At 66.7% G+C, this 12,450-nt stretch carries 14 protein-coding genes; 5 read left to right on the top strand and 9 right to left on the bottom strand.

Annotated features, from left to right (window positions below; genetic code table 11):
• Nucleotides 1-314: 314 nt before the first annotated feature.
• The 5 genes from AB0N05_RS07185 to pgsA all read right to left on the bottom strand — a co-directional run bounded on the left by AB0N05_RS07185 (nucleotide 315) and on the right by pgsA (nucleotide 4,684).
• A complete protein-coding gene (locus AB0N05_RS07185) occupies nucleotides 315-1,136 on the bottom strand; it encodes a hypothetical protein (RefSeq protein WP_364688522.1) in 822 nt (273 codons plus the stop codon).
• Nucleotides 1,137-1,969: 833 nt separating this feature from the next.
• Entirely contained in the window at nucleotides 1,970-2,785 is an 816-nt protein-coding gene (locus AB0N05_RS07180) for a PspA/IM30 family protein (RefSeq protein WP_364688520.1), read from the bottom strand.
• Nucleotides 2,786-3,003: 218 nt separating this feature from the next.
• The gene (locus AB0N05_RS07175) at nucleotides 3,004-3,471 is read right to left on the bottom strand and encodes a helix-turn-helix transcriptional regulator (RefSeq protein WP_364688518.1); all 468 of its coding nucleotides are present in this window, start codon (nucleotides 3,469-3,471) and stop codon (nucleotides 3,004-3,006) included.
• A gap of 81 nt (nucleotides 3,472-3,552) precedes the next feature.
• Complete coding sequence (locus AB0N05_RS07170; RefSeq protein WP_364688516.1) at nucleotides 3,553-4,041, bottom strand: CinA family protein; 489 nt, start codon at nucleotides 4,039-4,041, stop codon at nucleotides 3,553-3,555.
• 85 nt (nucleotides 4,042-4,126) lie between these two features.
• On the bottom strand, nucleotides 4,127-4,684 hold the full coding sequence (gene pgsA, locus AB0N05_RS07165) for a CDP-diacylglycerol--glycerol-3-phosphate 3-phosphatidyltransferase (RefSeq protein ID WP_364689576.1): 558 nt from the start codon (nucleotides 4,682-4,684) through the stop codon (nucleotides 4,127-4,129).
• Between the two features lie 240 nt (nucleotides 4,685-4,924).
• Between pgsA and AB0N05_RS07160 the strand changes: the two genes are divergently transcribed.
• Nucleotides 4,925-5,467 (top strand): amino-acid N-acetyltransferase, encoded by a 543-nt coding sequence (locus AB0N05_RS07160; RefSeq protein ID WP_364688514.1) that lies wholly within the window; start codon nucleotides 4,925-4,927, stop codon nucleotides 5,465-5,467.
• Between the two features lie 40 nt (nucleotides 5,468-5,507).
• Entirely contained in the window at nucleotides 5,508-5,792 is a 285-nt protein-coding gene (locus tag AB0N05_RS07155) for a YciI family protein (RefSeq protein WP_364688512.1), read from the top strand.
• Nucleotides 5,793-5,827: 35 nt separating this feature from the next.
• Here AB0N05_RS07155 and AB0N05_RS07150 read toward each other — a convergent pair whose 3' ends face one another.
• Nucleotides 5,828-7,030 (bottom strand): Gfo/Idh/MocA family oxidoreductase, encoded by a 1,203-nt coding sequence (locus AB0N05_RS07150; RefSeq protein ID WP_364688510.1) that lies wholly within the window; start codon nucleotides 7,028-7,030, stop codon nucleotides 5,828-5,830.
• A 92-nt stretch (nucleotides 7,031-7,122) separates the two neighbouring features.
• Between AB0N05_RS07150 and AB0N05_RS07145 the strand changes: the two genes are divergently transcribed.
• The 3 genes from AB0N05_RS07145 to AB0N05_RS07135 are packed head-to-tail and all read left to right on the top strand — an operon-like array spanning nucleotide 7,123 to nucleotide 8,689.
• Nucleotides 7,123-7,716, top strand: coding sequence for a TetR/AcrR family transcriptional regulator (locus AB0N05_RS07145; RefSeq protein ID WP_364688508.1), 594 nt, complete (start codon nucleotides 7,123-7,125; stop codon nucleotides 7,714-7,716).
• Nucleotides 7,717-7,742: 26 nt separating this feature from the next.
• Complete coding sequence (locus tag AB0N05_RS07140; RefSeq protein WP_364688506.1) at nucleotides 7,743-8,174, top strand: TIGR03668 family PPOX class F420-dependent oxidoreductase; 432 nt, start codon at nucleotides 7,743-7,745, stop codon at nucleotides 8,172-8,174.
• Between the two features lie 53 nt (nucleotides 8,175-8,227).
• Nucleotides 8,228-8,689 (top strand): MarR family transcriptional regulator, encoded by a 462-nt coding sequence (locus AB0N05_RS07135; protein WP_364688504.1) that lies wholly within the window; start codon nucleotides 8,228-8,230, stop codon nucleotides 8,687-8,689.
• Between the two features lie 130 nt (nucleotides 8,690-8,819).
• Here AB0N05_RS07135 and AB0N05_RS07130 read toward each other — a convergent pair whose 3' ends face one another.
• From AB0N05_RS07130 to prpD, 3 genes are read right to left on the bottom strand one after another with little or no spacing between them, the layout of a single operon-like run.
• Nucleotides 8,820-9,920 carry a bifunctional 2-methylcitrate synthase/citrate synthase gene (locus AB0N05_RS07130; RefSeq protein ID WP_364688502.1) on the bottom strand — a complete coding sequence of 367 codons (1,101 nt, stop codon included), beginning with the start codon at nucleotides 9,918-9,920 and terminating at the stop codon, nucleotides 8,820-8,822.
• Nucleotides 9,917-10,831, bottom strand: a complete 915-nt coding sequence (prpB, locus tag AB0N05_RS07125) for a methylisocitrate lyase (protein WP_364688500.1) — start codon at nucleotides 10,829-10,831, stop codon at nucleotides 9,917-9,919. Before prpB ends, AB0N05_RS07130 begins: the two co-directional genes overlap by 4 nt.
• A complete protein-coding gene (gene prpD, locus AB0N05_RS07120; RefSeq protein WP_364688498.1) occupies nucleotides 10,831-12,333 on the bottom strand; it encodes a 2-methylcitrate dehydratase PrpD in 1,503 nt (500 codons plus the stop codon). Before prpD ends, prpB begins: the two co-directional genes overlap by 1 nt.
• Nucleotides 12,334-12,450: the final 117 nt, after the last annotated feature.

The following is a 12,450-nucleotide window of genomic DNA, read 5'->3' as shown; positions in this document are numbered from 1 at the left end:
GCCTCCCGTAGCTCTCGGAACGCTGTCAGCGCGATCCGACTCCTCCATACTGGCCGCTGCGCGAAGGAAAATCACCTGGTCAGCGCCAATATCGGGGTAAGTTCAGGGTTGTCCCCTACCCCGCCCGCACCGATCGAGATGCCCGCAACACCGCCGCGTCACCTCAGCGCACACCCACCGGGACCTCCCGAACCCACAGCGCGCGCCACCCGATCCGAGGCCCGCATCAGTGCCGACCCGGTGAGCGCCGATGCCACCAATGGTGTTGTCGCGCAATGACACAACCGATCGGAGCCAGGTAAGAGGTTCTCTACCTACGGGTTTGCCCGATACCGGCTATCGGCGAGATCGGTGAGCGCCTGCGCCCACCCGTCCAATCGGTCGGCGGCGTCGCGCAAATGCACCATCGCCCAACCGAGATCATCGGCCACCGCAGCACTCTCCGGCACCGCCAGCACCCGAGCCGCGGCCCCCACCATGCCCTCGAACTCCACGACCCCACCATCGAGCCGCACCGACACTGCCCGGACATGCTCGGTCAGCGGCGAATTCGCCGCCCCCATCGCGCCCGCGGCTTGTTCCATGGCAACCAGATCGGCCGCCAGCGCATGCAGCGCCGCCGCACCCGAAGTGGCCGTGGCCAGTGTGTCCGCCAACTCATCGGCAGGCAGCCGACCCGACCGCGCAATCTGCGCCCCGAGCCCATGCAATGCTCGCTCGGCCCGAACCAATCGGGCAATCGAAGCCCGTGCCGCCGACCGCAAAGGCGGCAACTTCCGCGGCACGAACGCCGCCTGCGGCAAGGGCTCCCGCCGCTGCTGCAAATACCTGCGCGTAGTCACGGCGGTCCCGGTAACCAGCGCCACCGCGCCACCTCCGACCACCACAACCGCCCACGCCGGAGCCGAAATCAAAACCAGCCCAACAGTTCCCGCGGTAGTCAGCCCCGAGGCCGTCCCCAACCGCACACTCCTGCGCCGAATCCGCCGCCGCTTACGCAACTCCCGCTCCCGCGGATCAGCCCACTTCCGCACGGCGACCAGCGCATGCTCCCCCACCACCCGCAAGGTATCCGGCAGCCGCTGCGCCAACTCCTCCGGCTCAACCCCAGCCGGAGCCAACGCTTCCCGCACCACCCGAGCAGCCTTCCCCCGCTTCCCCCGCCGCGTGGTTTTGCCCTCGGGAACAGCTCCCGCACTGAACTCTGGCCCAGCCCCGCCGGGGAAACCCGCGTCGAACCCGAACCGCGGAGCACCGCCCGACCCCGAAGCATCGAATGTCGCCCCGGAGGTTCCTTGCCTGGCGTCGGCACCGAAAGCCGCCACCGGATCCCATACACCACGCGATCCAGCTGGACCCGCGCCCGAGGGCGATCCACCGAATTCCGAAGCGGCGGGACCGGTCCCGGCATAACGCTGCCCATTCGGCGGTGAGGCAGGAAATCCGGGCGGAGTCGCACCGGGAGGCGCCTGCGCGCCACCGTCGTTCGAAGGCTCGGCGAATCCTGCTGGGGCACGCCCTTTCCCCTTGCGGGGTGCTGCCTTCGGCTGCGGTGAGGGAGCTTGATAGCCCGGCTGGGTCGAACCAGGAGCAGGCATGTGGGCGGTGCCGCCGTGTGACAACGTGCCCGGGGTGTACGACGCGGTTGCCTCACCCGGCGACGCGTCCGGGGGTTGGAGACCGGCCACCGGCTCCCCCTGCGGTGGCGCGGCTTGGGTGTGTGGCTGCCCGCTGGGCGAGGTTGTGGGCGTCGGCTGGCCCTGCGGCGCAGCGGCACTCCCGCCGGGCTGCGCGGAATCCGGCTCGGGCGAGCCGGATTCGGGGGCGGGCTGGGTGAGGAACGGTGAGGGGAAGCCCGGGACAGGTTCGGGCGCGGAGCGCGAACGAAGGCGGAAACGCGCAGGGGAGGTCGCGGAACGGTCTTCAGCCCGCGATCTCCCCATCGTGCAATGCCTTTCGGGTACTGCTCTTACTGCTGCTGAGCCTGGCCCTTGTTCATCTGGGGCTGGGCCGGGTTCGGGACGGCCTGCTGCTGGGCGTTGCCGCCGGCGGGCAGGGCGTCGCCGCGCATGGAGGCGCGGATCTGCTCGAGACGGTTGTGACCGGCCATTTGGACGCTGGCCTGCTGGACATCCATCATGCGGCCCTGGACCGTGTTCTGGGCCAGTTCGGCGGCACCGAGGGCATTGGCGTAGCGGCGTTCGATCTTCTCGCGCACCGCATCCAGGCTCGGGGTGGTGCCGGGGGCGGACAGGGTGGAGTCCATCTGCTGTAGCGAGGCCGAGACCTGCTCCTGCATCTTGGCCTGCTCCAGCTGCGAGAGCAGCTTGGTGCGCTCGGCGACCTTCTGCTGCAGCAGCATGGCGTTCTGCTCGACGGCCTTCTTGGCCTGCGAGGCGGCCTGCAGCGACTGGTCGTGCAGCACCTTCAGGTCTTCCACCGACTGCTCGGCGGTCACCAGCTGCGCCGCGAAAGCCTCGGCGGCATTGGTGTACTGGATCGCCTTCTCGGTGTCCCCCGCGCCCGCCGCCTGATCGGCCAGCATGACCGCCTGGCGCGCATTGGCATTCAGCTTCTCGACCTCGTCGAGCTGCCGGTTCAGCTTCATCTCCAGCTGACGCTGGTTCCCGATCACCGACGCGGCCTGCTGCGACAGGGCCTGATGCTGCCGCTGGGCTTCCTCGATGGCCTGCTGGATCTGAACCTTCGGATCCGCGTGCTCTTCGATCTTGGAATCGAAGAGGGCCATCATGTACTTCCAGGCCTTGACGAACGGATTAGCCATCGATTGATCCCGCCTCCATATGACGTGTCGCGCGCGCCCGCGCGACATAGTGCGCGACCGTCACGCACCCCATGTTTCCCTGTCTCCACTATGCGGCAGCCGTGCCAGAGACCGTGCTGTCACGAGCGACCTACAAGCAGTCGCTAGCGGCAGCCGCACGACGTCTCAGGCAGGAAGCCTACAGAGAATTTATCCCTTTCGGCTCCACCGCACAGCGTTCACTTGGCGGCCACCAGCACCAGCCGATCCGACCGCGGGGCCGGAATGACAATGCGGGGGCCGAAAGCTCCATCTCCACGACGAGGCAGGTCCCCGTCGCCGCCTCGCGGAGTGACGCCGGTCGCGGCGGCCGCGAGGGCGGTATTCGCCTTCCCGGCGGGCACCTTCACGGCGGGCTTGGTACCGGTCACGGCGCTCGTGGTCAGCTTCTCCGTCTTGCGCGCGGCCACCTTGTCGGCGTCGGCCATTGCCGCGCTCACATCGAAAAGCACCTGCGCCAGTGGCACATCCAGGGCCTGGCAGATGGCCGCCAGCAGCTCGCTGGAGGCCTCCTTCCGGCCGCGTTCCACTTCCGACAGGTACCCCAGGCTGACTCGTGCCGAGGTCGAGACCTCACGCAGTGTCCGGCTCTGGGCGACCCGAGCACGCCGCAAGCTCTCCCCGATGGCTTCTCGCAGCAGCGTCATCTCGTTCTCCTCACACTCGTGTCGCCGGACCCAGCGTTTGACTGGACAACGTCCGGCGTCGGCCGCGCGTTCCCGGCTCTCTCACCCGCCCCTGATACTCCGGACGAGCTCGGTGACCGCGGCACGGACCGCACCCACCCTGATCGTCCACCGGTCTCCCGACAGTTTCAACCGGATGACCTCCGTGCCCTCCGGACCGGCTATTCCCAGGAATACCGTGCCGACGGGCCTGCCGTCCTGTGGTTCGGGTCCGGCGACGCCGGTCAAACCGATTCCCCAGTCCGCTCCGCAACGCTGCCGAGCGCCGACAGCCAGCTGCTCAGCGGTGGTTGCGGCGACCGGACCGTCGGTGCCGAGGGTGTCCGCGCTCACACCGGCGAGGGACTGCTTCAGATCGGTGGCATAGACGATCAGTCCACCCCGCAACACCGCCGAGGCACCCGGAATTCCCGCGATGGTGGCGGAGAGCAGGCCCGCTGTCAGCGATTCCGCGGTCGCGACGGTCTGCTGGGCGGCATTCAGCGCCCGGACCAGGTCGGCGGCGGGAATCGTAGCGGTCAGCGGATCCATCGATACGGATGAGGCGAGTTCGGACGCTGCAGGTTCGGACGCTGCGGGTTCGGACGCTGCGGGTTCGGACGACATGGCCCGAACTTCAGGCGGCACGGCTGCCACTCGGCGAACCGAACCACATGCGGGCCGCCTGCACGACGTACTCCAGGCCGGTGACCACGGTCAGCGCGACGGCCAGGTACATCAATGCCATTCCGGCCGTGGCGAATCCGCCAGAAACGGGCAGCAACAACACAGCGATCGCCACCGACTGCACCAGGGTCTTCAGCTTGCCGCCGCGGCCCGCCGGGATCACGCCGCGGCGCACCACGGCCAGGCGCAGCAGGGTCACGCCCAGTTCGCGGGCCACGATCACGATGGTCATCCACCAGGGCAGATCGCCCAGCATCGACAATCCGATCAGCGCGGCACCGATCAGCGCCTTGTCCGCGATCGGATCGGCCAGCTTGCCGAAGTCGGTGACCAGGCCGTATTTACGGGCCAGCTGCCCGTCGATGCGATCGGTGATGGCCGCGACGCCGAACAACGCCGCCGCGCCCCAACGCCAGTTCGTCTCGTGCCCACCGGCCGCGAACAGGACCATCAGGAACAGCGGCACAATGACTATGCGCAGCACGGTCAGCACGTTCGCGATATTCATCAGCGGCACCGCCGCGGTCTCGACCGGGTTCCCTTCGGATCGGGAAGTGGCTGCGAATCCGGATCGCGCGGGACCGGCATCCGCCCAGCGACCCTCTACCTCATCACGCTGCACCGTCACCAGAGCCCCCACCGGCCGTGGCACCGGCCATGGTTTCCGGACCATTCCGGTATGCGGGGGGACTGGATGTACGACACACCACCAAGCCTATCGGTACCGGGGCCGACTACTGTGCACCCCATGACAACACGGGTACCTCACAGCGGTTCGGTCGGCGGCGAAACGGCTACTCAGCCGGTCGTGCGCCGCGCCCGAACCTCTGACGTGCCCGATATCAAGCGACTCATCGACATCTACGCCGGCAAGATCCTCCTGGAAAAGAACCTGGTCACGCTGTATGAGGCGGTCCAGGAGTTCTGGGTGGTCGAATATCAGGGGCGGCTGGTCGGGTGCGGGGCGCTGCATGTGCTGTGGGCCGATCTGGGTGAGGTGCGCACGGTCGCGGTGCATCCGGACGTCAAGGGCACCGGGGCGGGGCGGCTGCTGGTGGAGCAGCTGATCTCCGTGGCGCGCGAGATCGAGCTGCGGCGGCTGTTCGTACTCACCTTCGAGGTGGAGTTCTTCGCGCGGCACGGGTTCGCGGAAATCGAGGGCACGCCGGTGACCGCCGAGGTCTACGCCGAGATGTGCCGCTCCTACGACACCGGCGTCGCCGAATTCCTCGACCTCAGCTACGTCAAACCGAATACGCTCGGCAACACTCGAATGCTGCTGACGCTCTGACATTTTCACTCTCCCCATCCCAAGTCTGGAAAGCACTCACATGCCGATCTTCGCCGTGCACTACACCTACTCCACCACCACCGCCGATGACCGCCTCGCGAACCGTCCCGAGCACCGCGGCTTCCTCAACAACCTGGTCGACGAGGGCATCTGCCTCACCAGCGGCCCCTACCCCGACGGCACCGGCGCCCTCATCCTGGTGCGTTCCGAGGACGGCGACACCGTCGCCAAGCTGTTCGACGAGGACCCGTTCGCCAAGCTGGGCTTCGTCGAGGCCCGCCGCATCGTCGAATGGCTGCCAGTAATGGGCGCTTTCTCCGACTAGCGCGGACCGCGAGCGCTCAGCGAGATAGCAGGGGCTCAGCGAGATAGCGCGGGCTCCTCGGTCCGACCCAGTTGGGGCTGTTCGGTCCGACCCGGCGGAAGCTGTTCGGTCCGACCCGGCTGAGGCTGTGAGGTTATCGGCAGCCGAGTGCCGGTCGAATTCGATCGGCGGATGGTGTCGAGCAATCGGTGCATGTGCAGACCTCGCTGGAAGCTCGGTGCGGTGTGTTGTCCGGTCCGAATGTCCTCGGCCACACGGCGGTAGAGCCGCGCCACATTGCGGGCTTCGCCGGGCAGCTGCTGGGCGGGGTGGTGATCGGCTTCGGTTATGTCGCGCCAGAGGCCGCCCGGGCCTTGGGCGCCCAGTAGGCGCAGGTCGCACATCTGGATGCCGCCGGGGGCGAGAGGTCCATCGGAGATGATGGCCAGATCGCCTTCGGTACCGGAGATTTCGATTCGGGTGCGGCCATTGGCGAGCTTGGCGTCGTGGATATGCGCCGAGACCACGGCCCCGCTCGCCAGCCGCGCATTGAGCAATAGCTGGTCGGGGCTCGTGACCGGCACCCGCTCCCCCGTTTCCTCGATAATGTTGTGCGGGTTGCGGATCGACAATTCCGCTGAGACTTCGACAATGCCGCCGAGCAGGTATTCCAATGGGTCGAGGGTGTGTCCGCCCGCGACCTCCAGCAGCCCCGCACCATTGCCCGCATCGAGCGTGTACGCGGCCCAGGCGGGGATTCTCCGGCCCGCGCCCTTGCCCCGCGCGGAATAGACTGTCGCCGAAAGCACCTCTCCCACATACCCTTCGGCAATCAACCGCCGTGCCTGTTCGATGGCGGGCGCGAAGCGCGCCTGTAGTCCGACGATATGGTGAACGCCCGCGGACGCGGCGTGCCCGGCCAGCGCTTCGGCCTCTTGGGTGGTCTGCGTGAGCGGCCATTCCGAATAGACGTGCTTGCCCGCGGCCAGCGCCGCGCGAATCAGTTCGGCATGCGCCGGGACCTTCACGGTGATCACCACCAGGTCGACCTCCGGATGCTCGGCCAGTTGCCGGGCATCGGTGAACGCGTGTGCAGCGCCGAATAGCCGCGCCGCCTCCCACGCGCTCTCGCTCCGGCTGGTCCCGACCGCCGTGAGCTCGAACTCCGGCAACGCACGCAAGGCCGGAATATGCGCCCGCGCCGCCCATCCGCGTTCCGGGCTGGCCCCGAGGATTCCCACCCGAATCGTGTCCGACATCCGCCACTCCCTTCGCTAAACGGACTCTCTTGGTCCGGTTTCGACGATAGTCAACCGGACTCGCGAAGTCCACTTATTGCTAAACTTCGCGCATGAGCGCTGTCGACCGCCTGCTGTCCCGCGAACCGGGCACGCCTCCCCGAGCCGACGCCCGCCGCAATCTCGAACGGCTGGTCACGGCAACGCGCTCCGCCGTCGCCGACACCGGAGTGACGGTCACCGCCCAGGAGATCGCCCAGCGCGCGGGCGTCGGCAAAGGCACCTTCTACCGCCGCGTCCCCTCCCTGGAGATCCTCTTGCAGGTGGTGCTGGAGGAGGTCCTGGAAGAGGCAGTCGCCGCCGCCGACAACGCCCTGGACAACCCCGACCCCTGGCTAGGTTTCACCGATTTCGCCACGATCTACGTCCGCCTCCGCGCCGAAAGCTGCGGCGTCAACGAGGCTTTGGGCGACATCGGCGCCTACGACCTGGACGAATTCATCACCGCCCTGCAAGACCGCCTCCGCCGCCTCGTCGAACGCGCCCAGACCGTGGGCGCCATGCGCGCCGACATCTCCTGGCAGGACACGGCTTTCGTGCTCGCGGGCGCCGCCACCGACCCCCGCACCATCGGCGTGCAGGCCACCCCCGACCAATGGAACCGCAACCTACGCCTGATCCTCGACGGCCTCGCCACCCATCGCTGAGCACCATCGGGGGCTAGCCTCGACCGGTGCGATTGAATGAACGGGAGTCCCTGAAGCGATTCCGCGCGGCCCGCGTCGCCCGGCTCGCCACGGTGAGTGCCGCCGGGGAACCTCACATCGCGCCGGTGACCTTCGCCGTCGGACCCGACCCGGCGAATCCGGTGGTGGTCATCGCGATCGATCACAAACCCAAGACGACCATGAATCTTCAGCGGCTCCGAAACATCGCGGCCACCGGCAGGGCGTCGATACTGGCGGATGTCTACGACGATGACTGGACACAGCTCTGGTGGGTGCGACTGGACGGTTCCGCCCGGGTCCTCACCGAAGAGACCGAGCGTGCGGAGCCGGTCACCCTTCTCCGCACGAAATACCCTCAGTACCAGCAGGATCCGCCCACCGGACCGGTTATCCGGATCGACGTGGAATCGATTACCGGCTGGTCCTACTCCGGCTGACGCGCGGGTCTGCACCGATCGAGACAAACAGTTGCCATGTAAAGTTTCACGGCGTGGCGGATACCGAGAGCGAAGTCGGCAACAATGTGGGCTACCTGGTCTGGCGGCTGTCCATGCGCTGGCGCGCCTCCGTGGACCGGGCGCTGGAGCCACATGGGCTCACGCAAGCCCAATACTCTCTACTGGCACCGCTTTACGGCATGACCCGGGATGGAAGTCGGCCAAGTCAGCGACAGCTGGCCGACCTCACCGGGCTCGACGCGGTCTATGTCTCCAAACTGGCCCGCGCGCTCGAACGCCTCGGCCTCGTCACCCGGGCCACCAGCTCGACCGATCCACGGGCCGTCGAGCTGTCACTCACCGAGAGTGGTGTGACAACCGCCCGGCAGACCATCGACCTGGTCTACGGCCTGCGCGAGGAGCTGACCGCGCCGCTCGGCGGCAATGACGGCGCTCGCACGACAGAGCTCGCGGCCATGCTCCGCGAACTGCTCGGCACATCCGAGGGTCAATAGGCCCGCACCGCAACACATCCGAAGAGTCTCACCAGAACTCCGATTGCTCTGGAACTAATAATCGAATGGGTTGGTTGCCGCCGAACTGGTCACGTTTCTACGCTGACCGAGGTCTCGCGCACCGGCAGGGTCAGGCGACTACGGAACGTTGTGGGACGCCGATGTATTCGCTGAGGGGGCGGATGAGGGCGTTGGATTCGCCCTGTTCGATGATGTGGGCGGTCCAGCCGGTAATGCGGGACATCACGAAGATGGGGGTGAAGGCTTCTATATCGAAGCCGAGGAGGTAATAGGCTGGGCCGGTGGGGAAGTCGAGGTTGGGTTTGATACCGGTGGCCTCGGTCATGGTGTGTTCGAGGATGTCGTACATTTGGACCCATTTGGCACCGTCGGTGGCGGCGGCGATGTTCAGGAAAGCCTGCTTCATTGTCGGGACCCGGGAGTCACCGTTCTTGTAGACGCGGTGGCCGAAGCCCATCACTTTTTCCTTGTGCGCCAGCTTGTTTCGCATCCACTGCTCGGCCAGCGCGGGATCGCCGATCTTGAGCATGTCGTGCATGACGGCTTCGTTCGCACCGCCGTGCAACGGGCCCTTGAGCGCGCCGATGGCGGCGGTGACTGCGCTGTAGATGTCCGAGAGGGTGGAGGTGACCACGCGGGCGGCGAAGGTGGAGGCATTAAAACTGTGCTCGGCGTACAGGATGAGGGAGACTTCGAATGCTTTGACCAGCCCGGGGGCGGGAACCTTGCCGAAGCACATGTTCAGGAAGTTCTCGGCGAAGCCGAGATGTGAGTGCGGTGGGATGGGATCCAGGCCGTGGCGGCGGCGGTGGTCGGCGGCGACGATGGTTGGTAGGACTGCCATCATGCGGAGTGCCTTGGCGCGGTTGGCTTTCGGGGAGTTGTCGTCTTCGAGTGGGTCTTCCGCGCCTAAGTAGCTGATCGCGGTGCGGACCACGTCCATCGGGTGGCAGTTGTCGGGGAGTTTGGTTACCAGGGATAGCAGCGAGCGGTCTGCGCGACGGGAGGCGCGCTCCTGCTGGGTGAACCGTTCGAGCTCGGCATTGGAGGGTAGTTCGCCGTACCACAGGAGGTAGGCGACCTGTTCGAAGCTACAGTTGGCCGCTAGATCCTGGACCGCGTAGCCCCGGTAGGTCAGCGAGTTGGTTTCCGGTACCACCTTGGAGATCGAGGTGGTGTCGACGACGACGCCTGCGAGACCTTTGTTCATTGATTCCCTCGCAATGTGAAATTGAAGATGTCGGAATCGAATTCGTTGTATCGCTCGTATTGGAGGAGTTCGTAGAGGCGGCTGCGATGCTGCATGCGGTCAAGCAGCCCGGATTGTGTTCCCGTCTCGAAGATTTCGCGCAGCCCGACCTCGGCGGCGTACATCGCCAGGCGCAGTGTCGATACCGGGTAGATGACCGCGTTGTAGCCGATCGACTCGAGCGTCTCGGCTCTCAGCAGCTCAGACTTGCCGAACTCGGTCATATTGGCCAGCAAGGGAATTGAAACGGCGGACCGGAACTTCTCGAACTCCGCGGCGGTGTTCAGCGCCTCCGTGAAGATCAGGTCCGCGCCCGCGTCGGCATACGCCTTCGCGCGTTCGACGGCCGCGTCGATGCCCTCGATCCCGGCGGCGTCGGTGCGGGCGCAGATCACGAAATTCGGGTCGCGCCTGGCGGATACGGCGGCGCGCAGGCGGCGCACCATCTCGTCGGCGGGCACCACGGCCTTACCGTCGAGATGGCCGCAGCGCTTGGGATTCACCTGGTCCTCGAGATGACAGCCCGCAATGCCCGCGTCCTCGAGGACGGTGATGGTGCGGGCCGCGCTCATGGGCTCACCGAATCCGGTGTCGGCGTCGATGAGCACCGGCAGGTCGGTGACGCGGGCGATCTGCTGACCACGCCCGGCCACTTCGGTGAGGGTGGTGAGCCCGATATCGGGCAGTGCGAGATCGGCGGACAGCACGGCACCGGAGACGTATACGCCTTCGAAGCCGATCTCCTGAATCAGCTTGGCCACCAAGGGATTGAAGGCACCCGGGAGGCGTTGGATCGTGTCCGACGCCAGTCCGGCGCGGAAGGCGATGCGCTTGTCGGCCGCCGAGGTGGTGGCGGCGAGTAGCCCGGTCATCAGAAGATCCCCCTCGGCGACTTCGGCGAACGCGAGAGAACCTCATCGGAGACGGTGAATGTCAGCTGCGACAGCTCGGCGGCCGACAGTTCCGGAGTGCGTTGCGCGACATCGAGGAACCGATCCTGCTCGGACGGTGCGATGACGCCCTCGGCGAGTGTGCGGAACTTGGCGATGTACTGCTCGCGGGCAAAGGGCCGCGCGCCCAGCGGATGCGCATCGGCGACCGCGAGCTCGTCGACAATCACTTCACCACTCTTCAGCGTGACCTCGGCGCGCGCGCCGAATGCCTTCTCGTTCGGGTCGGTCGAGTGGTAGCGGCGCGTCCACTCCGGATCCTCGGCGGTGGAGATCGTGTTCCACAGCGCGATGGTGTCCGACCGCTGGGCGCGCTCGGGCGCGTAGGAGCGTTCGTGATGCCAGGTGCCGTCCTGCAATGCGACCGCGAAGATGTACATGACCGAGTGGTCGAGGGTTTCGCGAGAAGCCTTGGGGTCGAACTTCTGTGGATCGCCCGAGCCGGTGCCGATCACATAGTGGGTGTGATGGCTGGTGTGCAGCACGATGGACGCGATCTGGTCCAGATCACCGATCCGGTCACGCATGCGCCGCGCCAGGTCGATCGGGGCCTGGCTCTGGTATTCGGCCGAATGCTCTTTGGTGTAGGTGTCGAGGATGCCGCGCTTGGGTTCGCCCGGGCCGGGCAGCGGCACCGAGTACTCCGCGTCCGGACCGCGCAGCAGCCAAGCGATTACGCCGTCCTCGCCCTCCCAGATCGGCGAGGGTGCACCCTCGCCACGCAGGGCGCGATCGACGGCCTCGACGGCCATCTTGCCCGCGAACGCCGGGGCGTAGGCCTTCCAGCTGGAGATCTCGCCCTTGCGGGACTGGCGGGTCGCGGTCGTGGTGTGCAGGGCCTGGCCGACGGCCTGATAGATCGTCTCGGTGTCCAAGCCGAGCAGGGTGCCGATACCGGCGGCGGCCGACGGGCCGAGGTGAGCCACGTGGTCGATCTTGTGCTCATGCAGGCAGATTGCGCGCACCAGATCGACCTGGATCTCGTAACCCGTTGCCAGACCACGGATCAGGTCGCGCCCGGAGCGCCCGGCATGCTGGGCGACGGCGAGGATCGACGGAATATTGTCCCCCGGATGCGAGTACTCCGCGGCCAGAAACGTGTCGTGGAAGTCGAGTTCGCGCACCGCGACACCATTGGCCCACGCCGCCCACTCCGGCGAATAGCTGCCGCCTACGCCGAACACGGTCGCACCCGGCTCATACGGGTGGGTCAGCGCCTGGGCCCGCGCATTGGCGACCGGGCGGCGAGTGACGGACGCGGCGGCGACCGCGGCATTGTCGATGATCCGGTTGACGATCATCTCCTCGGTCTCCGGCGCGACTTCCACCGGATCCGCCGCGACCTCGGCGACCCGCCACGCGAGGTGCTCCTCGCGGGGGAAATGCTCGGCGGAGCGGTGGGTGCGGACAAGGTGGTTCTTCACGGTCAGGGTCCTCCAGGGCTCGTTTCACCGGTACTCTTCGCACGCTACGCAGCCTGGTTGTCAGCCGAAATACCTCGCAAATGCCTATTTTTGCGGAAGCAGACCTGCGAATTTGCG

Source organism: Nocardia sp. NPDC051030, from assembly GCF_040683015.1.
In the GTDB taxonomy this organism is placed as follows: Bacteria; Actinomycetota; Actinomycetes; order Mycobacteriales; family Mycobacteriaceae; genus Nocardia.
The sequence above is the reverse complement of the archived record's forward strand: the minus strand, read 5'-3'. Positions and strand labels throughout refer to the sequence as shown.